Source organism: Tsuneonella sp. HG094, from assembly GCF_053819285.1.
The window spans coordinates 823,728-846,154 of record NZ_JBSORA010000001.1 but is presented as its reverse complement, the minus strand read 5'-3'; the positions used below and the strand labels follow the sequence as shown (position 1 = coordinate 846,154).

At 65.5% G+C, this 22,427-nt stretch carries 24 protein-coding genes; 14 read left to right on the top strand and 10 right to left on the bottom strand.

The window, feature by feature from the left end:
• Positions 1–62 precede the first annotated feature (62 nt).
• From ACWPMX_RS04250 to ACWPMX_RS04240, 3 genes are read right to left on the bottom strand one after another with little or no spacing between them, the layout of a single operon-like run.
• A complete protein-coding gene (locus tag ACWPMX_RS04250; RefSeq protein ID WP_455698800.1) occupies positions 63–1,235 on the bottom strand; it encodes a carboxynorspermidine decarboxylase in 1,173 nt (390 codons plus the stop codon).
• The gene (locus ACWPMX_RS04245; protein ID WP_455698799.1) at positions 1,235–1,579 is read right to left on the bottom strand and encodes a DMT family protein; all 345 of its coding nucleotides are present in this window, start codon (positions 1,577–1,579) and stop codon (positions 1,235–1,237) included. The genes ACWPMX_RS04250 and ACWPMX_RS04245 overlap by 1 nt, the downstream gene beginning before the upstream one ends.
• Positions 1,580–1,590: 11 nt before the next feature.
• Positions 1,591–2,802, bottom strand: a complete 1,212-nt coding sequence (locus ACWPMX_RS04240; RefSeq protein WP_455698798.1) for a saccharopine dehydrogenase family protein — start codon at positions 2,800–2,802, stop codon at positions 1,591–1,593.
• Between the two features lie 64 nt (positions 2,803–2,866).
• On the opposite strand from ACWPMX_RS04240, the gene ACWPMX_RS04235 reads away from it, so the two are divergent.
• The 3 genes from ACWPMX_RS04235 to ACWPMX_RS04225 all read left to right on the top strand — a co-directional run bounded on the left by ACWPMX_RS04235 (position 2,867) and on the right by ACWPMX_RS04225 (position 4,781).
• The gene (locus tag ACWPMX_RS04235; protein WP_455698797.1) at positions 2,867–3,832 is read left to right on the top strand and encodes a threonine ammonia-lyase; all 966 of its coding nucleotides are present in this window, start codon (positions 2,867–2,869) and stop codon (positions 3,830–3,832) included.
• A 68-nt stretch (positions 3,833–3,900) separates the two neighbouring features.
• Positions 3,901–4,347 (top strand): MAPEG family protein, encoded by a 447-nt coding sequence (locus ACWPMX_RS04230; protein ID WP_455698796.1) that lies wholly within the window; start codon positions 3,901–3,903, stop codon positions 4,345–4,347.
• Positions 4,344–4,781, top strand: a complete 438-nt coding sequence (locus ACWPMX_RS04225; RefSeq protein WP_455698795.1) for an MAPEG family protein — start codon at positions 4,344–4,346, stop codon at positions 4,779–4,781. The genes ACWPMX_RS04230 and ACWPMX_RS04225 overlap by 4 nt, the downstream gene beginning before the upstream one ends.
• A gap of 12 nt (positions 4,782–4,793) precedes the next feature.
• Here the strand turns inward: ACWPMX_RS04225 and trxB are convergent, their stop codons facing one another.
• The 5 genes from trxB to egtB all read right to left on the bottom strand — a co-directional run bounded on the left by trxB (position 4,794) and on the right by egtB (position 9,598).
• Entirely contained in the window at positions 4,794–5,777 is a 984-nt protein-coding gene (gene trxB, locus ACWPMX_RS04220) for a thioredoxin-disulfide reductase (RefSeq protein ID WP_455698794.1), read from the bottom strand.
• A gap of 74 nt (positions 5,778–5,851) precedes the next feature.
• Positions 5,852–6,628: a tyrosine-protein phosphatase gene (locus tag ACWPMX_RS04215; RefSeq protein ID WP_455698793.1), complete on the bottom strand. Its 777-nt coding sequence runs from the start codon at positions 6,626–6,628 to the stop codon at positions 5,852–5,854.
• A gap of 25 nt (positions 6,629–6,653) precedes the next feature.
• A complete protein-coding gene (locus tag ACWPMX_RS04210) occupies positions 6,654–7,319 on the bottom strand; it encodes a retropepsin-like aspartic protease family protein (RefSeq protein ID WP_455698792.1) in 666 nt (221 codons plus the stop codon).
• Between the two features lie 54 nt (positions 7,320–7,373).
• Positions 7,374–8,360, bottom strand: coding sequence for an L-histidine N(alpha)-methyltransferase (gene egtD, locus ACWPMX_RS04205; protein WP_455698791.1), 987 nt, complete (start codon positions 8,358–8,360; stop codon positions 7,374–7,376).
• Positions 8,360–9,598 carry an ergothioneine biosynthesis protein EgtB gene (gene egtB, locus ACWPMX_RS04200; RefSeq protein ID WP_455698790.1) on the bottom strand — a complete coding sequence of 413 codons (1,239 nt, stop codon included), beginning with the start codon at positions 9,596–9,598 and terminating at the stop codon, positions 8,360–8,362. The genes egtD and egtB overlap by 1 nt, the downstream gene beginning before the upstream one ends.
• 122 nt (positions 9,599–9,720) lie before the next feature.
• Between egtB and ACWPMX_RS04195 the strand changes: the two genes are divergently transcribed.
• Positions 9,721–10,698 (top strand): quinone oxidoreductase family protein, encoded by a 978-nt coding sequence (locus ACWPMX_RS04195; RefSeq protein WP_455698789.1) that lies wholly within the window; start codon positions 9,721–9,723, stop codon positions 10,696–10,698.
• On the opposite strand, the gene ACWPMX_RS04190 is transcribed toward ACWPMX_RS04195, so the two are convergent.
• Positions 10,699–12,072 (bottom strand): class II 3-deoxy-7-phosphoheptulonate synthase, encoded by a 1,374-nt coding sequence (locus ACWPMX_RS04190; protein ID WP_455698788.1) that lies wholly within the window; start codon positions 12,070–12,072, stop codon positions 10,699–10,701. It abuts the gene before it with no gap.
• A 126-nt stretch (positions 12,073–12,198) separates the two neighbouring features.
• Positions 12,199–15,147 (bottom strand): M16 family metallopeptidase, encoded by a 2,949-nt coding sequence (locus tag ACWPMX_RS04185; protein ID WP_455698787.1) that lies wholly within the window; start codon positions 15,145–15,147, stop codon positions 12,199–12,201.
• 112 nt (positions 15,148–15,259) lie between these two features.
• Here ACWPMX_RS04185 and ACWPMX_RS04180 point away from each other — a divergent pair, with 112 nt between their 5' ends.
• The 10 genes from ACWPMX_RS04180 to ybeY all read left to right on the top strand — a co-directional run bounded on the left by ACWPMX_RS04180 (position 15,260) and on the right by ybeY (position 22,392).
• Entirely contained in the window at positions 15,260–15,841 is a 582-nt protein-coding gene (locus ACWPMX_RS04180) for a NifU family protein (protein WP_455698786.1), read from the top strand.
• Positions 15,842–15,849: 8 nt separating this feature from the next.
• A complete protein-coding gene (locus tag ACWPMX_RS04175; protein ID WP_455698785.1) occupies positions 15,850–16,458 on the top strand; it encodes a malonic semialdehyde reductase in 609 nt (202 codons plus the stop codon).
• Between the two features lie 45 nt (positions 16,459–16,503).
• The gene (gene tsaB, locus ACWPMX_RS04170; RefSeq protein ID WP_455698784.1) at positions 16,504–17,109 is read left to right on the top strand and encodes a tRNA (adenosine(37)-N6)-threonylcarbamoyltransferase complex dimerization subunit type 1 TsaB; all 606 of its coding nucleotides are present in this window, start codon (positions 16,504–16,506) and stop codon (positions 17,107–17,109) included.
• On the top strand, positions 17,106–17,567 hold the full coding sequence (locus ACWPMX_RS04165) for a GNAT family N-acetyltransferase (protein WP_455698783.1): 462 nt from the start codon (positions 17,106–17,108) through the stop codon (positions 17,565–17,567). Before tsaB ends, ACWPMX_RS04165 begins: the two co-directional genes overlap by 4 nt.
• A gap of 142 nt (positions 17,568–17,709) precedes the next feature.
• Positions 17,710–18,153: a MucR family transcriptional regulator gene (locus tag ACWPMX_RS04160; RefSeq protein ID WP_455700726.1), complete on the top strand. Its 444-nt coding sequence runs from the start codon at positions 17,710–17,712 to the stop codon at positions 18,151–18,153.
• A 62-nt stretch (positions 18,154–18,215) separates the two neighbouring features.
• Positions 18,216–18,638, top strand: a complete 423-nt coding sequence (locus ACWPMX_RS04155) for a Fur family transcriptional regulator (protein WP_455698782.1) — start codon at positions 18,216–18,218, stop codon at positions 18,636–18,638.
• Positions 18,638–19,390 (top strand): lysophospholipid acyltransferase family protein, encoded by a 753-nt coding sequence (locus tag ACWPMX_RS04150; RefSeq protein WP_455698781.1) that lies wholly within the window; start codon positions 18,638–18,640, stop codon positions 19,388–19,390. Before ACWPMX_RS04155 ends, ACWPMX_RS04150 begins: the two co-directional genes overlap by 1 nt.
• Positions 19,391–19,441: 51 nt before the next feature.
• On the top strand, positions 19,442–20,785 hold the full coding sequence (gene miaB / locus ACWPMX_RS04145; RefSeq protein WP_455698780.1) for a tRNA (N6-isopentenyl adenosine(37)-C2)-methylthiotransferase MiaB: 1,344 nt from the start codon (positions 19,442–19,444) through the stop codon (positions 20,783–20,785).
• An 87-nt stretch (positions 20,786–20,872) separates the two neighbouring features.
• Complete coding sequence (locus ACWPMX_RS04140) at positions 20,873–21,898, top strand: PhoH family protein (protein WP_455698779.1); 1,026 nt, start codon at positions 20,873–20,875, stop codon at positions 21,896–21,898.
• Positions 21,895–22,392, top strand: a complete 498-nt coding sequence (gene ybeY / locus ACWPMX_RS04135; RefSeq protein WP_455698778.1) for an rRNA maturation RNase YbeY — start codon at positions 21,895–21,897, stop codon at positions 22,390–22,392. Before ACWPMX_RS04140 ends, ybeY begins: the two co-directional genes overlap by 4 nt.
• Positions 22,393–22,427 lie beyond the last annotated feature (35 nt).

The following is a 22,427-nucleotide window of genomic DNA, read 5'->3' as shown; positions in this document are numbered from 1 at the left end:
CAAGTGAAAATGACTCCCTCAAGACACAACCTTGCGCATGACGGGCCGTGCGTGACGCCCGGTCAGCTGAGCCGGTCGCGGAAATCCTCGTAACCGAACGCCTTGATCTGCTCGAGGGCATCGGTGTCACTGTCCCACAGCCAGATGGAGGGAAGCTGCACCCCGTTGAAAGTGTTGGTTTTCACCATCGAATAGTGCGCCTGGTCGAGGAAGGCGATTCGCTCCCCCGGCTCGTTGGGGACGGGAAGACGATAATCGCCGATCACGTCGCCCGCGAGGCACGACGGACCGCCGAGGCGGACCTCGGTCCCGTCGTCCGATTCGTGCAACATCGCGGGCCGGTACGGCGCCTCAATCACGTCGGGCATATGACAGGTGGCGGAGATGTCGACGATCGCCACGTCCTGCCCGTTCCAGTGCGAATCGAGGATCGTGCCGACGAGGATTCCTGCATCGAGCGCCACCGCCTCGCCCGGCTCGAGGTAGATCTCGGCCCCGGTGTCTTCCTTCGCATCGCGCAGGAACTCGACCAGTTCCTCGCGCTGGTAATCGGCGCGGGTGACGTGGTGGCCGCCGCCCATGTTGATCCACTTGAGATCGCCGAACCACGGTTCGATGGCATCGAACACGACGTCCCATGTCGCCTTCAGTGGTTCGAAATCCTGTTCGCACAGGTTGTGGAAGTGGATGCCGTCGACCTGCTCCATGATCTCGGTCGTGAGCTGGTCGATCGGGAAGCCGAGGCGGCTGCCGGGCGAGGACGGATCATAGCGCGGCACTTCGCCTTGCGGGCACAGGGGATTGATCCGCAGCCCGACGTCGAAGTCCTGCCCCTGCGCGCGAGCCATGTCGAGGATCGGGCGGTAGCGCTCTAGCTGACCGGGTGAGTTGAAAATCACGTGGTCCGACAGGCGGCACACCTCCTCGATCTCGTCCGGCTTGTAGGCGGCGCAATAGGTCGCGATCTCGCCGTCGTAGAACTCGCTCGCGAGCCGCGCTTCCCACAGCCCGCTGGTGCATACGCCGTCGAGATATTCGCCGACGATCGGCGCGACCGACCACATCGAGAACGCCTTGAGCGCCGCGAGCACCTTGATGTCGGCAGCATCGCGAATGTCGGCCAGGATCGACAGGTTCGCTCGCAGCTTCGCGGTATCGACGACGAACGCGGGCGAATCGACACGATTCAGTTCGAAGCGAGAGAACGCCCCCGGATCGCCGGCTCTGGTTTCCATCAGATCGAAGCTCCACGAAAGACGAGAACCGCGCCTGCCGCGATCAGGGCGAATCCGGCAAGCTGGCTGGGCACGGGCTTCTGGCCGAACAGAACCCAGGCCACGAAAACGAAACCGACCAGCGAGCACACCTCGGCGATCGTCTTCAGCTGCGCAAGCGAGTAGGTCTGCGCGCCCAGCCGGTTGGCCGGGACCATCAGCGCATATTCGCCTAGCGCGATGATCCAGCTGAGCGCGACCGCCGCGAGCAGCGGGCGGCTGGGCGTCTTGAGGTGCCAGTACCAGGCGACGTTCATCACAGTGGCCGACACCGCCAAAAGCCCGATCGGCGCAATCGCCGCCACCCGCGCGTCCATCAGAAGGCGACCGGCGCGGCCAGCTCCTCGACCGTCCACGGCAGGCCGTCGCTGTTCAGCATGCCCATGAACGGATCGGGGTCCATCTCCTCCATGTTGAACACTCCGTCACCCGACCATTTGCCGGTGACGACCATTGCGCTGCCGATCATCGCCGGAACGCCGGTGGTGTAGCTGACCGCCTGGTTGCCGGTTTCCTCGTAAGCAGCTTCGTGGCTGCAGATGTTCTTGATGTAGAACGTCTTCTCACCCGAGCCGTCGAGCGCCTCCCCTGTGGCGATCACGCCGATGTTGGTGTTGCCCTTGGTCGTCTCGCCCAGCGTTTCCGGCTTGGGGAGGACCGCGGCGAGGAACTGCAGCGGGATGATTTCCTTGCCCTGGTAGCGGATCGGCTCGATCGAGGTCATGCCCACGTTCTGCAGCACGGTCAGGTGCGTGATATAGGCATCGCCAAAGGTCATCCAGAACCGCGCGCGCTCCAGTTCGGGGACGAACCTGGCGAGGCTTTCCAGTTCCTCGTGGTACATCAGGTACATGTTCTTCGGGCCGACCGCCTCGAAGTCGAAGTTGACCTTGCTCGACATCGCCGGGGTTTCGACCCATTCGCCGTTCTCCCAGTGGCGGGCGGGCGCGGTGACTTCGCGGATGTTGATCTCGGGATTGAAGTTGGTCGCGAAGTGCTGGCCGTGGTCGCCGCCGTTGCAATCGAGAATGTCGAGCTGGCGGATGGTCTTGAGCTTGTGCTTCTTGAGCCACATCGTGAACACGCTGGTCACGCCCGGATCGAAGCCCGAACCCAGCAGCGCCATCAGCCCAGCCGCCTTGAAGCGGTCGTGGTAGGCCCACTGCCACTTGTATTCGAACTTGGCCTCATCCTTCGGCTCGTAGTTTGCGGTGTCGAGATAGTTCACGCCCGCTTCGAGACACGCGTCCATGATCGGCAGGTCCTGGTACGGCAGCGCGAGGTTGACGACGAGGCTGGGCTGAACCTTGCGGATCAGGTTGACCATCGCCGGCACTTCCTCGGCGTCGATCGAATATGTCGCCACGTCGCGCCCCGTGCGCTCCTTCACCGAAGCGGCGATCGCATCGCACTTCGATTTGGTGCGGCTGGCGAGATGGATGTCGGAGAAGATCTCCGAGTTCATCGCCATTTTGTGGACGCAGACCGAGCTGACCCCGCCCGCACCGATTACCAGGACTGTCGACATGATTTCTCCGGGAACACTGTTGGCGCCCATTGGCGCTGAATGCCGAACGCACTAGTCGGGTCGAATGTTTCGCGAAAGCCCCAGAGAGCCCACCCGCGACGGCGTATTGCGCGCAGCCGAGAAGGTCGCCGCGCTGCTGCCGCCCTCCCCGCTCCTCCCGGTCGAGATCGGCGGGGTCACAATCCACGCCAAGTGCGACAACCTACAGCCGATCGGCGCATTCAAGATTCGCGGAGCGTGGCACCGGCTGACCGACCTGACGCCGGACGAGCGCGCGGCGGGCGTCGTCGCGGTGTCGAGCGGCAATCACGCGCAGGGCGTGGCGTGGGCGGCGCGACGACTTGGGATCAAGGCCGCGATCGTGATGCCGGTCGATGCACCGAAGGTGAAAATCGAGGCGACGCGCGCGATGGGCGCCGAGGTGGTGCTCTACGACCGGCCCGGGGGCGAGGACCGCGATGCGATCGCCAACGCGCTGTGCGACGCGCGCGGGCGGGTGCTGGTCCATGCTTATGCCGATCCTTGGGTGATCGAAGGCCAGGGGAGCATGGGGATCGAGATCGCCGCGCAACTGGGACGGGAGCCGTCGCGCATCGTCGTCTGTTGTGGCGGCGGCGGGCTTGCTGCGGGCCTCGCGCTGGCATGCCCCGGCAGCGCCATTCACCCGGTCGAACCCGTCGGCTGGGACGACATGGCCGAAAGCCTCAAACGCGGTGAAATCGTGCGGGTCGGTCCCCATCCGCCCAGGACCGTCTGCGACTCGATCCAGACGCCGAGCACGGCGCCGGTCAATTTCGCAGTCCTCTACGGCCGCGCAGAGCCGGGTCTCGCGGTAACCGACGATGAGGTTGAGGCAGCACAGCGGTTCGCGTTCTCGCGCCTGCACGTGGTGGTCGAGCCGGGCGGCGCGGCGGCGCTGGCGGCGGCTCTGGCCGGCAAGGTCCCGCTCGACGAGGGAACGGTGGTCACACTCACCGGTGGTAACACCGATCCGGCTGCCTTCGCGAAGGTCCTCGCCGCAGGGGATTAGTCCCGTTTGACAACCTTCATTCGTGCGCGCAGTCTCCCGAAAGAGGGCGAAAGGAGGGGGATTACAGGATGCAGGCACAGATGCTCGCACCGGCCGCAGTGCTGGTCGCGTGGACGCTCGTGATGCTGGTCTGGACCGCGGGAACGAGACTGCCGGCGCTGAAGAAGATCGGCGGCCTCAAGAACGCGAAGCCCGGCGGGCGCGGACAGGACCTCGAAGGCGTCATCGACGACCGGATCAACTGGAAGTCGCACAACTACGCCCACCTCGTCGAACAGCCGACGCTGTTCTATGCGGTTTCGTTGATCCTCGCGGTGGTCGGACCGCACCCGCATGACGTCCTATTCGCGTGGATCTACGTCGCGCTGCGCATCGCACACTCGTTGTGGCAGGCGCTTGTCAACGTTGTCGCCATCCGTTTCCTGATCTTCATGCTGTCGACGCTCGCGCTGGTCGTTCTGACGATCCATGCGGTCATGCTGACGCTGTTCGCCAATCCGGGGGTCGTATCATGATTGCCTACGCTATTCTCCAACCGGTCACTGCGCTGCTTGTCTGGACTATGGTCATGTGGGCGTGGATGTACGCGATCCGCATCCCCGCGATGCAGAAAGCCCGCGTCAATCCTGACTCGCTGGTCGACGATCCCGACATGACGCTCGATCGAGCCCTGCCGCCGAAAGCGCAGTGGCCCGCGCACAATTACAACCACCTGCACGAAGCGCCGACGGTGTTCTACGCGACGTGCATCGTGCTGGCGTTCTACGGTATGGGTGGAGGGATCAGCCTGACGGTCGCGTGGGCCTATGTCGGCCTGCGCGTGATCCACTCACTGTGGCAGGCGACCAGCAACCGGGTGATGGTGCGCTTCGCGCTCTTCGCGCTGTCGAGCATCGCGCTGCTCGCGCTGGTGGTTCACACGGCGATGGTGGTGTTCGCCCTGCGCTAGGGGCCCGAACTCCTAAACCGAGGCTGCGACCTTCTCGGCATGGCCGTCGAGGTCGATGCTGAGGCCCGACAGGAAGCGCTCGGCATCGAGCGCGGCCATGCAGCCGGTGCCCGCGGCCGTGACCGCCTGGCGATAGGTGTGGTCCATCACGTCGCCGCACGCGAACACGCCCGGGATGGCGGTCTTGGGTGTGCCGGGTTCGACGATCAGGTAGCCACCGGCATCGACCGGTAGCTTGTCCTTGAACAGCTCGGTCGAGGGCGCATGGCCGATTGCGACGAAGGCGCCGTCGCAGTGGAACTGGCTCTTCTCGCCGGTCGCCGTATCGCGCAGTTCGAGGTGCTTGAGCCCGCCCGCGAGCGGGTCGCCCGCAAACTGCTCGACCGCCTTGTTCCACAGCACCTTGATCTTGGGATTGGCGAACAGCCGCTCCTGCAGGATCTTCTCGCTGCGCAATTCGTCGCGGCGGTGGATCAGGGTCACGTCGTCGGAATGGTTGGTGAGGTAGAGCGCTTCCTCGACCGCAGTGTTGCCGCCGCCGATCACCGCGACCTTCTTGCCGCGATAGAAGAAACCGTCGCAGGTGGCGCAGGCCGATACGCCCTTGCCGCCCAGTTCCATTTCGCCCGGAACGCCGAGCCACTTGGCCTGCGCGCCGGTCGCGATGACCAGCGTGTCGCCTTCATAGATATCGCCGCTGTCGCCGATGGCGCGGAACGGGGGGCCCGACAGGTCGACCGAGGTGATCGTGTCCCACATCATACGCGTACCGACGTGCTCAGCCTGGGCCTGCATCTCCTGCATCAGCCAAGGGCCCTGGATCACATCCTTGAAACCGGGGTAGTTCTCGACGTCGGTGGTGATGGTGAGCTGGCCGCCGGGCTGGAGGCCCTGCACCACGATCGGCTGCATCATCGCGCGCGCGCCATAGATCGCCGCCGACAGCCCCGCAGGTCCCGAACCAATGATGAGCATGCGCGTCTTGTGGGTGGCCATCGTATCCTCCATCTGGCCGCGCGAGATAGGAGCGGAGCGGGCGAAAATCGAGTCGGACGCTTCCGCTATCCCCGTCAGGCGATGAATTTCGCGCGCAAGCGCTCCCGCAGCGGCTCATCGACGCCGATCACTTTGGTCAGCCAGTTGTCGAGCGATCCGCTGATCTCGACCGTTCGCTCACGGAAGCGCGCGAGGTAATCGGGGTGCACTTCGAGCAGGGCACGCACCGCCTCGTCGTCGAGCTTGCGACCGAGCCGCGCCTCGATCCCCGGGACCGATTGCGCGGCAAGGATGTGCAGCGTCGGTGACGCATTGGTGAGCATAAACTCCGCCTCCTGGTCCTCCTCCGAAGCGCCGAGGATGTGCAGCAGCAACGTGGCGGCGATCCCCGTCCGGTCCTTGCCCGCGAAGCAATGGACGAGGCTCGCCCCGTCACGCTCGGCCAGGACATTAAGGTAGCGTCCGAACATCGCGTGCATGGCCGGGTTCGCGGGCATCCGGGTGTAGACAGCGAGCATCCGCTGGCGAGCGAATTCGGCTGTCGTGGTAGATTCGTCGACGTCCATGTGCGGCGGGCTTGAGGCCGTTTCGCCCTCGTGCGCGAGCACTTCGCCCGCCCAGCCGTCGTGGCGGCGGCAGGGATTGGCGGTGCGCTCGCTGACGCCGCGCAGGTCGATCACCGTGCGGATATCGAGGGTCGCAAGTGCGGCAAGGTCGGCGTCGCTCGCACCGACATGCTGGCCCGAGCGATAGAGCAGCCCACGCCGCACCGTGCCGCCTTTGGCGCGGTAGCCTCCGTAATCGCGGAAGTTGTGGATGCCGTCGAAGACCGGAAATGCAGGATCGCTCATGCCGAGCGCCCTGCCAGCCGCGAGGTCAGTCGGCAACCGGCTGCGGGTTGTTCGGGACAAGGATCAGCGTGTTGCCCTCCACCCGCCACGACTTGAGGCGCGAGAGGAAGTTCATTCCGATCACGTTGGTCTCGCCGATATTTGGCGCGATCACGGCATCGAGACCGCCCGCCATCACATTGCCGAAGCGCAGGGTGTCGATCGTCGTCAGTTCGGCCGAAACTGTGCCGTTGGCGGTGGAGATACGGACCGGTACCCCGCCCTGCCGCGGCTCAAGGCCGGCAACTCGCGCGACCGGCACCGAAACCGCAGTAAGCGTCGCGCCGGTGTCGACGAGGAACCGCGCGGTGTGCCCGTTCACGTCGGCGCGAATCCAGAAATGCCCGTCGGGCGCCAACTCGACCCGCGTCTCGCCGCCCGAGACGATCTGCTCGGGCAGCCCGAGTTGCGGGACGGCCACATCGAGCCTCGGGTCGAAGCGGGACACCTGCAACACGACGACGACCAGGATACCGGCGAGCGCAATCGTACTCACGCCGGCGAGCAAGCGTCCGCCAACGATCCCGCGCCGCGCGATGCCGCTGCCGAGCATGCTGCCGAAGATCGCGGCCAGCGTGAACATCAGCAAACCCGACCGGGGTATTTCGCGGATGATGTCGGTCGCGGCGGCGAAGAGAGACTGGAAATCCATCGCAGGCACGATCTTACACGTCACTGCCTGTCCGCACCATGACCAAGAACCGGATCAGGGTGCGCTGCGGGGAATCGTCGCGTCGGCGAGGATCATCGAGAACCGCTCCTCGCTGTCGAGCCAGCGCGCGCGAGGGGTCCAGCCGCCCGCCAGCAGCAACTGGTTCGCGCTGCGACGCGAGAACTTGTGGCTGTTCTCGGTATGAATGGTCTCTCCACGATGCATGGCAAAGCGTTGCCCGGCGACCGCGAAAGTCACGTCCCGCATGGCTTCGAGGTGCATCTCGATCCTTGCATACTCGTCAGTCCAGCGCGCGACGTGACGGAATGCCTCGATCGGCACGGTGCCATCGAGTTCGCGGTTGATCCGTTCCAGCAGGTTCAGGTTGAATGCGGCGGTCACGCCCTCGGCATCGTCGTAGGCCGCTTCGAGGACCGCCGGGTCCTTGATCAAGTCCATCCCTATGAGGAGTTGGCTACCCTCGCCAAGGGTTGCACGCATGGTCCGCAGCAAGTCCGTCGCGGTGCGAGCGACCATGTTGCCGATCGTCGAGCCCGGAAAGAACCCGAGCTTGGGCAGGCCAGCGACAGCGTGGGGGAGTTCGACAGTTCGCATGAAGTCGGCCTCGACCGGATGGACCGGCACTTCGGGGAAGCTGGCCGCGAGGGCTTCAGCCGAAGCGCGCAGGAAATCACCCGCAATATCGAGCGGCACGTATGCGGCGGGCGCGATGGCGTCGAGCAGGAGCGGCGTCTTGACCGAGCTGCCGGATCCGAATTCGACGACCACCCGCTCTTCGCCGACCAATTCGAGGAAGTCCGCGCCATGGTCGCGCAGGATTTCCGTCTCCGCCCGCGTCGGATAGTATTCGGGGAGCCGGGTGATATCCTCGAACAGTCGAGAGCCTGCATCGTCGTAGAACCATCGCGCCGGAATCGCCTTCTGCGGCTCGGACAGTCCCTGCAGAACGTCATCGCGAAAGTCGGTGGCGACGCCGTTCTCGTCGTAAGGCACAAGCATCAATCCGGGCTGCGCGTTCATCAGGCGTCCTTGGCGAGGCGCAGGCCGGTGAATTGCCAACGCTGGTTGGGGTAGAAGAAATTGCGGTAGCTGCTGCGCGAGTGGCCACGGACGGTGGCGCAGCTCGCGCCTCGCAGGACGACCTGCCCGCTCATGAACTTGCCGTTGTATTCGCCCACCGCGCCCTCCGCGGGACTGAAACGCGGGTACGGCAGATAGGCCGAGCGGGTAAACTGCCAGCAGTCTCCGAACAGCTCACCGCCGCCGCGCGGAACGGGCGGAGCGGCGCGGTCTAGCTGGTTGCCACTCGCAGGATCGGCCCCTTGCGCCACCGTCTCCCATTCGAATTCGGTCGGGAGCCGGGCACCGGCCCACGTGGCGAAAGCGTCGGCTTCGTAGAACGAGATGTGCGTGACCGGGGCGCTCGGAATGCGCGATTCCCAACCGGTGTGCGTGAAGAGGGCATCCTCGCGCCAGTAGAGCGGCGCGGAGATGCCCTCGCTCTGCACCCATGCCCATCCGTCCGAAAGCCAGAGCGCCGCGTTCCCGTATCCGCCGTCATCGATGAACGCCTGCCACTCGCAGTTGGTGACGAGCCGTTCGGCTAGCGCGAAGGGATCGAGCAGGACACGGTGCTGCGGGCCCTCATTGTCGAACGCGAAACTGTCGCCGCCGTGTCCGATCCGGGCGATGCCGCCGGGATGGTTGTGCCAGCCTCCGCCCGCTCCGATGGGAGCAGCGCCGCTGCCTGCGGAAGGCCACATTGCCGGACCCAGCGGATTATGAAACAGCGCATGCTTGATGTCGGTCAGCAGCAGTTCCTGATGCTGCTGCTCGTGCGCAATGCCAAGTTCGACCAGCGAGGCAAGCGAGGGATCATCGGCCAGTCCAGCCATCGCCTCGGTCACGTGCGCGCGCCATTCGAGAAGATCTTCCAGCGTCGGACGGGATAACAGCCCGCGGCTCGTGCGCGCGAGCCGTTCGCCCTCCGCCTCGTAATACGAATTGAACAGGAACGGCCAATCCTGGCGCCAGAGCGTGTAGCCCGGCATGTGATCGCGCAGGAGGAAGGTTTCCCAGAACCAGGTCGTGTGCGCGAGGTGCCACTTCGCGGGGCTCGCGTCCTCCATCGACTGGACCGTCGCGTCTGCATCCGAGAGGGTTTCGACCAGAGCCTCGCTCAGCGCACGGGTGCGCCGGAAGCGGCTGGCCAGATCTTCCGGAATCGCGTGTTCGGGTGATCGTTCGGGCCGATGCACGGCGAACTCCTCTCTCGTCTGGTAAACCAACGAAGCTGGGCCGAATACGTTGCAAACAAAAGACCCTTGTCTCGGGAAGCGGCAAGCACGACCTTGCCCCAAGTTCAAAAGGAAACTCCAGCATGCGCACGAGACAGGCCTACATCGAAACGATCGGCGGCCCCGAGGTGATCCGCTTTCGCGAGATCGACCTGCCCGCCCCCGGCCCCGGAAAGGCGATCGTGCGGATCGAGGCGGTCGGCATCAACTTCATCGACACCTACCACCGCTCGGGGCTTTACCCGATCGACCTTCCAGGAACCCTCGGGTTGGAGGCGGCGGGCGTGGTCGAAGCCGTCGGGGATGGAGTAGATACCGTCCGCCCGGGTGATCGCGTGGCGACCTTCGGACCTACCCGCGCGGCCTATGCCGATGCACTACTGACCGACGCGGCCGGACTGTTCGTGCTGCCGGAAAGCATCGACGTCCGTACCGCTGCCGCGATCCTTCTAAAGGGAGCGACGACCGAGATGCTGGCGGAGCGCGTCGCCCCCTTAGCGGCCGGAGAGTGGGCGCTCGTCCACGCCGCGGCCGGCGGGGTCGGGCAACTTCTCGTCCAGTGGCTCACCGCGCGCGGCGTCCGCGTGATCGGCACGGCGAGCACAAAGGAAAAGCGGGCGGTTGCCGAACGGCTGGGCGCCGAACTCACCATCGCTGCCGATGCGCCGGATATCGCCGATCGGGTGCGCGAGGCAACGGGCGGAGCCGGGGTGCGCGCCAGCTACGACGGGGTTGGGGCCGCTACATGGGATGCGTCGCTCAAGGCGACCGGCAGGCGCGGGATCATCGCGAGCTACGGCAATGCAAGCGGACCGGTGACGGGCGTGAACCTCGGCGTGCTGGCCGGCGCTGGCTCGCTTTTCGTCTCGCGCCCCACGCTGTTCGACTATTACCGCGAACCTGCCGAACGCGCCGCAGGTGCGGAGAAGCTGTGGAGCATGGTGCAGGACGGCAAGCTCACCGTCGACATCGGCCAGACCTATCCGCTCGAACAGGCTGCGCAAGCGCATCGCGACCTCGAAGGCCGCAAGACCACCGGATCGAGCTTGCTGCTGCCCTGATCAGGCGGCGTCGGCCTGCCGCTTGCCCGCTTCGAGGTTGAGCATCTCGGCAAGCAGGAATGCCAGTTCGAGCGACTGCGCGGCGTTGAGGCGCGGGTCGCAGTGCGTGTGGTACCGGTCGCCGAGCGCCGCATCGGTGATCGCCACTGCGCCGCCGACGCACTCGGTCACGTCCTGCCCGGTCATCTCGATATGGATTCCGCCCGCGTGCGTGCCTTCTGCCCGGTGTACCGCGAAGAAGCCGCGCGTTTCGGCCAGAATACGATCGAACGGCCGTGTCTTGTAGCCGCTGTCCGACTTGATGACGTTGCCGTGCATCGGGTCGCAGCTCCAGACCACCGGATGGCCTTCGCGTTGCACGGCGCGGACGAGCCGCGGAAGTCCCGCCTCGACCTTGTCGTGCCCGAAGCGGCTGATGAGCGTGATCCGCCCCGCCTCGCGCGCGGGGTTGAGCGTGTCGAGCAGTCGCAGCAGGTCGTCCGTCTCGAGGCTGGGTCCGCACTTCATGCCGAGCGGGTTGCCGATGCCGCGGCAGAACTCGACGTGGGCGCTGCCCGGGAAGCGGGTGCGGTCGCCGATCCACACCATGTGCGCCGAACAATCGTACCAATCGCCCGTCAGGCTGTCGCGACGGGTCAGCGCCTGCTCATATGGCAGCAGCAGTGCCTCGTGGCTGGTGTAGAAGCTCGTCCGCTCCAGCTGCGGCAGCGTTTCGGGATTGACCCCGCACGCTTCCATGAAGTCGAGCGCTTCGCCGATGCGGTCGGCGACGTCCTTGAACTTGTCGGCCCACGGGCTGCGGCCCATGAAATCGAGCGTCCAGCGGTGGACCTGCCGCAGGTTGGCATAGCCCCCGCCCGCGAATGCGCGGACGAGATTGAGCGTCGCGGCGGCCTGCGAATAGGCGCGCACCATGCGCTGCGGATCGTTGCGGCGGGTCGCGGCTTCGAACTCGATGCCGTTGACGTTGTCGCCGAAGTAGCTCGGCAGCGTGGTCGCCCCTTGCGTCTCGGTATCCGAACTGCGCGGCTTGGCGAACTGGCCCGCCATGCGCCCGACCTTCACGACCGGGCGCTTGCTGGCGAAGGTCAGCACGACCGCCATCTGCAGCAGCACGCGGAATGTGTCGCGAATGTTGTTCGGGCTGAACTCGGCAAAGCTTTCGGCGCAGTCGCCACCCTGAAGCAGGAAGCCATGGCCGTTGGCGACATTGCCGAGATCGGCCTTCAGCGCGCGCGCCTCGCCCGCGAAGACGAGCGGCGGATACCCGGCAAGGGTCGCTTCCGCTTCCGCCAACGCGGCGGTGTCTTCGTATTTCGGCAGGTGGCGCGCTTCGCTTGCCTGCCAGCTATCGGGTATCCAGTTACTCGCCACGGTTTCTTCGATCGATCGTTGCTGAAGGGGACGCCCATAGGCGCACCTCGACCGAACAGCAAAGTCACGCCCGGGGGAAGCGCGATAAACTACGCGCACCCCAAGCGGGTGTGTCGCACGTGAGGGTCAGCGACCGCCAGTCGCCGATGCCGCCGACGATGTCGGAGCGATCGTCGTGGCAAGCTGTTGCCCCTGCGGGATCACCGCCAGGCGGAACGGGTCGCGCGCGGCGAGGTACTTGCGGGCAAGCGCCTGCATCGCCTCTGGCGTGGTCTGGGTGTAATCGACCAGCAGCGAGCGCAGCAGGGTGACCCGGCGCGGGTCGGTCGTCGCCCCTTCGAGCTGCCACAGCCAGAAGGTGTTGCCGGTCGAAGCGCGGCTGATCGACTGCTTGAGCGGCTCGGTCACCCGCGACAACTCGTCCGGCGTCACGAGCGTCGTCGTCAGGTCGCGGACGATTTCCTCGGTGGCGGCGAAATAGGCCGGCACGTCCTGCGGACGGATCAGGGCGACCGCCTGGATAGCGCCGCCCGACGCAACGTCTTCGGGCCAGTTGTTGACCACCTGCGGCGAATAGCTCGCACCGGTCCGCTCGCGCATTTCGTCGAGCAGGCGGTTGTTGAACAGGTCGCTGAGGATCTGGAGCTGGCGCGATTCGCGCAGGCCATCGACCCCGCCGCCTGTCGGCCACGCAACCAGGGCCGCGGCCTGGCTTGCGTCGCCGCGGTGGTAGAGTACGCGCGGCGCGCTCGCCGTCGAGACGGTGGCCGTGCGGGCCAGCGCCGCCGCCGGAATCGGCTCGCGCGCCGGAAGTGCGCCGAACGTCTTGGAGAGCGCGTCGAGCGTCGCGGCCTTGTCGAACTCCCCGAACATCAGCACTTCGACCGGGCCCTGCTTCAGCAACGGTTCCCAGACCTTGCGGAAGCCCTCGGGCGTCGCCGCATCGAGCTGCGCCGGCGTGGGCGAAGCGAAGCGCGCATCGCGCCCATACAGCTCGAAGTCGGAATCGCGTTCGAGCACACCGTTGGGACTGGTCGCGTAGCTTTCGTAGGCGAGCTTGGCCGCCGCCTTTGCACGCACCACCGGGTTCGGGTCCCAGCGCGGCATTCCGAGCTTGGCTGCGAACAGATAGAGCTGGTCGGCAAGGTCGGCCGAGCGCGTCTGCGCGGTAAGGGTGAAAACCCCGTCGTCGATCGCGAAGTCGAAGCCCATCCGGCGTCCCGTGGAAATGCGGTCGAGTTCTTCTTGGCCGAGTTCGCCGACGCCCGAGCCGACAAGCGCCGCTTCGCCGAGCGAGGCATAGGCGGCATCCTCCGGCCCGAAAGCGCGGCGCCCCGATCCGAAGCGCACCTTGACGGTCACGCGACCCGGTTCCGCATTGTTGCTCCACAGCAGCGCACCGACACCATTGGCGAACTTGACCCGCTCGATCCCGAGCACGCCGAGCGGCGCGTTCTCGGTGACCGTACCGGGCGCGCCGACCGGCGGAAGGTCGCCGAACGAGACAGCCTTGGCCGCCAGCCGCGCTCCACTGTCGGCCTGGACCGGCGCAAGCAGCGCGGTACGCAGGGCAGCCGGATTGGCCTCGGCAGCATTGGGCGTGACGTAAACCGAATGTATGACCGGGCCGCTGAACAGCTGTTTCGTATGTTTCAGGACATTCGCCGGGGTGAACTTGTCCTTCATGCCGCGGAACACGACCAGCACAGTCTCGGGTGCGGCGACCGTCTCGCGGATGTCGACCGCCTGCACTATGTCGTCGGCGAGTTTCGACCCGGCGAGCACCGCGCGCTGTTCGACCGAACTCGCGAAGGCGACATCAAATTCAGCCATCTCGCGGTCGATTTCTTCCTGCGTCGGAGGATTGGCGACCGCATCGGCGATCACGCCGCGCACGTCGGCAAGCGCAGCCTGCCAGTCGTCGGTCAGCGGAGCCATGCTGATGAACGTGCCGTCGGCCGTCCGACTGACGTCCTCCTGGTTGACCTGCGCGTAGAGGTAGGATCCTCCGGCCCGCGCGCGGGATTCAAGGCGGCGATTGATGATCGATTGCGCCAGCGAATCGAGCAGCAGGCCTTCATTATAGACGATCGTGTCATTTACCGGACGCCACGGACGCATGACGGCGTAAGTAAGCGTGCGCGGAAGGTCGGGCTCGACCAGCACCTGCGTCTCGCCGATCGGGTTGGCGGGGTCGGAGCTGACGGGTGCCACCGGATCGCCGAATGCGGGCGGCTCGACGTGCGGACCCTTGCCCTTCCAGTCGCCGAAGTAGGTTTCGACCAGCCTCGCCAGGGTCGCTGTATCGGCATCGCCCGCAACGACGATCACGGTATTTTCCGGACGGTACCAGCGATTGTGGAACGCGCGCACGCTCTGCGGGGTGGCGCCGGTCAAGGTGGCCTCGGTGCCGATCGGTAGTCGATTGGCGAGCCGCTGGCCGGCGAAAATCGTCTTGCGGCTTTCCTCAGCCACACGCTGGGCGGCGGCGGCCTGTTCGCGCTTTTCGGCAAGCACGATCGGCAGGTCTTCGGCCAGGCCCTTGGCCGACAGCGTCGGCTCGCGCACCATGCCCGAGAGGAGCTTGAACACTTCCTCGAGCTTGGCCGGCGTCGCCTCGGGCACGTCAAGCTTGTAAACCGTCTGCGTCGGGGTGGTCTCGGCATTCGTATCGCTGCCGAAGGTCGCGCCAAGGCGCTGGAAGGTCGCGATCGCGGCCCCGTTGGCGAGGTACTTGCTTTCGCGGAACGTCATGTGTTCGAGCAGGTGCGCAAAGCCCTGTTCGCTGTCCTGCTCGTGGATCGAGCCTGCGTCGATGCGCACGCGAATCGAGACCTGCTCGGGCGGGACGCCGTTCTTGCGAACGGCATAGCGCAGCCCATTGGGCATCTCGCCGAACACCCATTCCTTGTCTCGCGGAACGTCGCTGCCTTTGTAGATCCACGGAGTCGTGGTCCCGGCTTGCACGTAACGCGGCGCGGGGGCGGCAGCGTCCTGCGCCGGGACCGGCGAGGCGAGCAGGGTGAGCGGGAGAAGCGGCGCGAGGTGCCGGACGGCACGCGGGAAAAGGCTCATGCACCAAGCCTATAGGGCGGCCCCAAGTGAAGGGATAGTGAATGTGCGACAAGATTCGCTCCCCCGGCCTACGTCCTTGCCGGTCCCCCGCGCCGCTCCTACATGGACCATCATGTTCATCGAGACCGAAACGACGCCCAATCCGGCGACGCTCAAGTTCCTGCCCGGTCGGCAGGTTATGCCCACCGGCACGCGCGAGTTCGCCTCGCCAGAGGCCGCCGAGGCGAGCCCGCTTGCCGAGGCACTGTTCGATACCGGAGAGGTGACCGGCGTATTCCTGGGCACCGACTTTGTATCGGTTACCGCCGCGCCGGGCGCCGACTGGTCGCAGCTGAAGCCGCAGGTCGTGGCCGTGCTGCTGGATCACTTCGTCAGCGGCGCTCCGCTGTTTGCCGGGGGTGACGCGAGCGGTTTTGCGGTTCCGGCGGACGAAGCGGAAATGGTTGTCGAGGATGACCCGGCCGACGCCGATATCGTCGCCCAGATCCACGACCTGCTGGAAACGCGCATCCGCCCGGCGGTCGCCAACGACGGCGGCGACATCGTCTATCGCGGCTATCGCGACGGAGTGGTCCATTTGCAGATGCAGGGTGCCTGTTCGGGCTGCCCTTCATCGACCGCCACGCTCAAGCACGGGATCGAGGGGCTGCTCAAGCACTATATCCCCGAAGTCACCGAAGTCCGCGCCGCCTGAGGAAATTCATGACCAAGCAGTTCCACGATACCGTCCTGTCGGACGCCGCGCTCGATCAGGTTTTTCGCAAGGCCCGCAGCTACAACGGCTGGCTCGACAAGCCGGTCAGCGACGAGCAGATCGAGGCGATTTACGACCTCATGAAGATGGGTCCGACGTCAGCCAACATGCAGCCCGCACGGCTGGTATGGTGCAAATCGCAGGACGCCAAGGACCGGCTTGCCGCTTTTGCATCCGACCAGAACAAGAAAAAGATCCAGACCGCGCCGGTCTGCGTGGTGATCGGCTATGACATCGACTTCCACGAGGAACTGCCTTGGCTGTTCCCGCATGCCGACGCCAAGAGCTGGTTCGAAGGCAACGAAGAATTACGCAAGGAATCGGCCGCGCGTAATTCAGCATTGCAGGGCGCGTACCTGATGCTGGCGGCCCGATCGCTGGGGCTCGATTGCGGCCCGATGTCGGGTATCGACCTCGACAAGGTCACCGCCGAATTCTTCGCCGACGATCCGAAGGTGAAGGCCGACTGGATCTGCTCGATCGGCTATGGCGACGCATCGACCATCTTTGGACGGAGCCCCCGGCCCGAATTCGGCAAGTTCAACACGATCGTCTGACCGTCCGCGCTTGCGCGGGCGGGCGCGATGGTCTTGGGTCGCTGAATGCGAACGCTTGCGATCGAATGCGCGACGGAGGCCTGTTCGGTCGCCCTGTTCGAAGACGGTACGCTGCTTGCCGGTGACTTTCGCGTGCTCGGTCGCGGCCATGCCGAACACCTTGTGCCGATGATCGCGGCGATGCCCGATCGCGGGAAAGCACAACGCATACTCGTTTCGCTTGGCCCCGGCAGTTTCACGGGCATTCGCATCGGGATTGCGGTGGCGGGATCGCTCGCAATTGCCTGGGGGGCCAAGGTGAAAGGCTATCCGACGCTGTCGCTGGTCGCCGCAATGGTCGCGGCAGAAGGTTCGGTCACCGTCTCGATGGCCGGCGGCCACGGGGAGTGGTTCGTGCAGGATTTCGCAGGCAACGGCCAACCGGCGTCGGAACTCGCGTCGCTTGCACCGGACGACGCCGCCAGTCGCGGAGCCCTGCCGACGATCGCCGGATCGAGGGCGCACGAACTGGCTAAGAGGCTTTCCAGCTCGCGTCTGGTGGTCGAAGAATTGCCCGACGCGCGTCAGATCATGCGCCTGGCGCCCGAACTGCTGACCGACACGATCGCTCCGGTATATGGCCGCGGTCCCGACGCGCGGCTGCCTGCATGACGGACGATCTTGATCGGATCATGGCGGTCATGGACGCCGCTTTCCATCCCATGTGGGGCGAGGCATGGAATCGCCGCCAGGTGGCTGATTCGCTGGTATTCGCGCACACGCACTATCGGCTGGTCGACCGTGATGGTGCCGATCCTGCTGCAACCGACACGCCGCCCGCAGGCTTTACGCTCGTCAGGGCCGCGCCGGGGGAGGAGGAGCTCCTGCTGGTCGGAGTCATCCCGCAGGCGCGTGGACGCGGTCTCGGCGATCGCCTGGTCCGCTGCGCGATCGAGGATGCGCGGAAACGACGCGCCGAGCGCCTCTTTCTCGAAGCCCGCCACAACAATCCGGCCCTTCGACTTTACGAGCGGATCGGCTTTTCGCCGGTCGGTCGACGCAAGGAATACTATCGATCGGCGACAGGCGAGAAAATCGACGCGATTACATTCGCCTATCCGATCACGTGAAATCTCTCAAATAATAACCGGGCAACGGTTAAATCGATTGATTGCCCAGTGCTTGTTTGTCCTTGGAAAAGCTGCTCTATCTATGAACAGCGGGGGGGCACGGGTCGGCTTAATCCGCGAATTTCGATCGCACGAGGTTCAAATGGATATGATGGAAACCGACATGGCGGAGACGTTGATCACGCTCACGTCCGACATCGTCGCAGCGCATGTGAGCAATAATAATGTCGCCGTGGAAGACGTCCCGGTGCTGATCACGACTGTGTATTCGGCGCTTGCCGGACTCGGCGGTTCGGCGCCCGTCGTCGAAGAAAAGCTCGAGCCGGCCGTTTCGATCCGCTCTTCAGTCAAGAAGGACCATCTGGTTTGTCTTGAAGACGGCAAGAAGATGAAGATGCTCAAGCGTCACCTGATGACCGAGCACGGCATGACGCCGGACGAATACCGTCAGCGCTGGGGCCTAGCAGCCGACTATCCGATGGTCGCACCCGAATACGCGGAAACCCGCCGTGACCTCGCTGTGAAGATCGGCCTGGGCCGCAAACCGGGCCAGAAGCGCGGCCGCAAGAAGAAGACTGCAGCCTGACGCTTGAGACTCTCGTCCCGGGGCCCTAGGTTCCGGGACGAGACCTCATTTCGGAGCGCGGTTTGCACCAGACTATCGACCTCGAACAGCTATGCGCCGAGCGCGGCCTGCGGATCACCGAGCAGCGCCGGGTCATCGCGCAGGTCCTGTCGAGCAGCGAAGATCACCCCGACGTCGAACAGCTACACAAGCGCGCGTCGGCGATCGATCCGAAGATCTCGATCGCGACGGTGTATCGCACCGTGCGCCTGTTCGAAGAGGCCGGCATCCTCGACCGTCACGATTTCGGCGACGGACGCGCGCGCTATGAAGCCGCGCCCGAGGCGCATCACGACCACCTGATCGACGTCGAGACCGGAAAGGTCGTCGAGTTCGTCGATCCGGAACTAGAGGCGCTCCAGCGACAGATCGCCGAAAAGCTCGGCTACCGTCTCGTCGACCACCGGATGGAGCTTTACGGCGTGCGGGTCGACCGCGAAAGCTGATGGCGCACGCGCTACCCGCGCCGCACATCCGCCCGCTCGGCTGGGGCCTGATCGCATTCCGGCTTACCCTCATGCTGCTGATGCTGGTGCTCTGCGCGCCGCTTCACCTTCTCTGGCGCATCGTCGGCGGGGGCCGCTGGTGGCCGCGCGTGTTCCTGTCATCGATCGGGATGATCGCCGGACTGCACCTGCGGATCGAAGGGATGCCCGCGAAAGGCGCGTTCCTGCTGGCGAACCACGTGAGCTGGCTCGACATACCTGCCCTCGCCCACGCCACCGGCAGCGCCTTCGTCGCACACGACGGCCTTGCGGCGTTCCCGTTCCTCAAGTGGCTGTGCGAGATGAACGACACGGTGTTCATCGCCCGCCACGACCGCGCGAGCATCGCCGAGCAGGTCCGGCAGGTGCGCGCGGCAATGGAGGAAAGCGGCAACCTGACGCTGTTCCCGGAAGGCACCACGAGCGACGGAACCGGACTTCTCCCATTCAAGTCCTCCCTGCTCTCTGCGCTCGATCCGCTTCCTGCCGGTATCTCGGTCCAGCCGGTCCTGCTTGCTTACGAGGATGCGGCTCGGATTGCTTGGGTCGGGGAGGAACACGGGCTCGACAATTTCAAGCGTATTCTCGCCCGTCTGCGTCCAATCCGGCTGACTCTGCACTTCCTGCCCCCGCTCGCAGGCGAGGCGCTCGATGATCGCAAGGCGATCGCGGCGGCGGCGCGGATCGAAATCGCGTCCGCCCTCGCTCGCTAGCGGCCGCACCCGCTAGCCACTCGCCCGGTTTTCGGCTAACCGCCCCGCCCCATGCACCAGTCCCCGCCCCCCAGGACCTACCGGGTCAAAAGCTTCGGCTGCCAGATGAACGTCTACGACGGCGAGCGGATGGCCGAATTGCTTGCGGAGCAAGGCATCGCCCCTGCGGCCGAGGGCGAGGAAGCGGACCTGGTGGTGCTCAACACCTGCCACATACGCGAAAAGGCGGCCGAAAAGGTTTACTCCGACATCGGCCGTTTGGTGAAGGCGGGTGAAAAGGCGGGCAAAGCGCCCATGATCGCTGTCGCGGGCTGCGTCGCGCAAGCCGAAGGCGAGGAGATCATGACACGCGCGCCCGCGGTCAGCATGGTCGTCGGACCGCAGGCCTATCACCGCCTTCCCGATATGATCGACAAGGCCGTCCGCGGCGAGCGCGCGAGCGACACCGACATGCCCGCGATCGCCAAGTTCGCGGCGCTTCCGGCTCGCCGAAAGATCGGCCCCAGCGCATTCCTCACGGTGCAGGAGGGCTGCGACAAGTTCTGCACCTATTGTGTCGTGCCGTACACACGTGGCGCAGAAATATCGCGGCCGTTCGGCGACTTGATCGCCGAAGCCCAGAAACTGGTCGAATCCGGAGCGCGCGAAATCACCCTTCTGGGCCAGAACGTCAATGCCTGGTCTGGAGAGGACGCCAAAGGTTGCCAGGTGGGACTCGACGGGCTCGCAAGAGAACTGGCCAAGCTACCGGAATTGCACCGTATTCGCTATACGACCAGCCATCCGGCCGATGTGACAGATGGCCTGATCGCGGCGCATGGTGAGATCGACAAGCTGATGCCGTTCCTCCACCTGCCGGTGCAGAGCGGGTCGGACCGCGTGCTCAAGGCGATGAATCGCAGCCACACCGCGGACCAATACCTGCGCCTGCTCGATCGCTTCCGCGAAGCCCGGCCCGACATCGCCCTGTCCGGCGACTTCATCGTCGGTTTCCCCGGCGAAACCGAGGCGGAGTTTGCCGAAACGCTGCGACTGGTCGACGCCGTCGGTTACGCGCAGGCGTTCAGCTTCAAGTATTCGCCCCGTCCCGGCACGCCGGCCGCCTTGCTCGACGACCAGATCGCGCCCGAAGTGATGGACGATCGGCTCCAGCGGCTGCAGGCATCGCTCAACCGCGATCAGCACGCTTTTAATCGGCGGTCGGTCGGCAAGCGTTGCGAGGTGCTGGTGGAGCGCAAGGGGAAGAAGCCGGGCCAGTGGCTCGGCAAGTCGCCCTGGCTCCAGTCGGTCTGGTTCGAAAGCGACTACGCAATCGGCGATATGGTCACGGTAGACCTGCTCGAGGCGGGCCCCAACTCGCTGGCGGGAAGGGCCCTGCAACCCGCCTTCGCCTGACGCTTATCCACCGCAGCGCGTGCCAGTGATGCTTGCCTAACGCACGCACTGGACCCATCTTCCGACTCGCTCGAAAGAAGGGAGAGCATGGCTCGCAAACCTGCCCGCGCCGATGGCGCCATTCCGATGCCCGCCGTGGCGAACCGCCGCGCACGGAGCGAGATTACGTTCGAGGATCAGCGCCTGCTCGGCCCCCTCTTCGGGCAGTTCGACGCCAATCTTGTGCAGGTCGAGAACCGACTCGGCGTGTTCATCTCGGCCCGGGGAGACCGCGTCCAGATCGAAGGTAGCGAAGATGCCGTCGCCCGCTCGCGCGACACGCTCAAGGCGATGTACGACCGGCTGGCGATGGGCCAGGAGCTCGATGCGGGAGCGATCGAGGGCCTTATTGCGATGTCGGTCGAGCCGACGCTCGAGGGCATCGTGCGCGGCGGGGTCGACGCGCCGCCGATCATGATCCGCACGCGGCGCAAGACGATCGTGCCGCGTAGCGCGGGCCAAATTCCCTACATGAAGCAGCTGGCGAGCGAAGACATCGTCTTCGCGCTGGGACCGGCGGGAACCGGCAAGACCTACCTCGCGGTCGCGCAGGCGGTCAGCCAGCTCATCAGCGGCAGCGTCCAGCGCCTGATCCTCTCGCGACCGGCGGTCGAGGCCGGGGAAAAGCTCGGTTTCCTTCCCGGCGACATGAAGGAGAAGGTCGATCCGTACCTGCGCCCGCTTTACGACGCGCTCTACGACTGCCTGCCGCCCGAGCAGGTCGAGCGGCACCTCGCGAGCGGGGTGATCGAGGTCGCGCCGATCGCCTTCATGCGCGGGCGGACGCTGGCCGACAGCTTCATCATCCTCGACGAAGCGCAGAACACCACGCGCGAGCAGATGAAGATGTTCCTCACCCGCTTCGGCCAGAACAGCCGGATGGTCGTTTGCGGCGACCCGCGGCAGATCGACATTCCCGGCGGCGACCGCATGAGCGGCCTCGCCGACGCGGTCGACAAGCTCGAAGGCGTCGAGGGCATCGCGGTCAGCCGCTTCACCGCCGCCGACGTCGTGCGCCATCCGATCGTCGGCCGCATAGTCGAGGCATACGAAGGCCCCACCGCCGAACAATGACGCTCGACGTCGAGATCGATGGCTGGCCCGGTCCGACCGACTGGGCCGCGATGGCCGAGCGCGCCCGCGCGGCGGCCGAGGGCGCGTCTCCCGAACTCGCCAATGCGCGGCTCTCGGCCAGCGTGCTGTTCACCGTCGACGACGAAGTCCACGCGCTCAACCGCGAATGGCGCGACAAGGACAAGCCGACGAACGTTCTCTCGTTTCCGATGCTTGAGCGGGACGAACTCCTTTCACTCGACGAATCGGGCCCGCCCGAGATGCTCGGCGACATCGCCCTCGCGTGGGAAACCTGCCAGCGCGAAGCGGATGACAAGGCGATCGCGGTCGAGAACCACGCCGCGCACCTGATCGTCCACGGCCTCCTCCACCTCGCCGGGCACGATCACCTCGACGACGCCGAGGCCGAGGCGATGGAGGCGATGGAAATCAAGGCACTTGCATCGATGGGCATTCCCGACCCATATGCGGAGCACCCGGACGGGCTCGTCTGAACCCGGGACCGTCTCAATCACAGGGGCTTATTAGA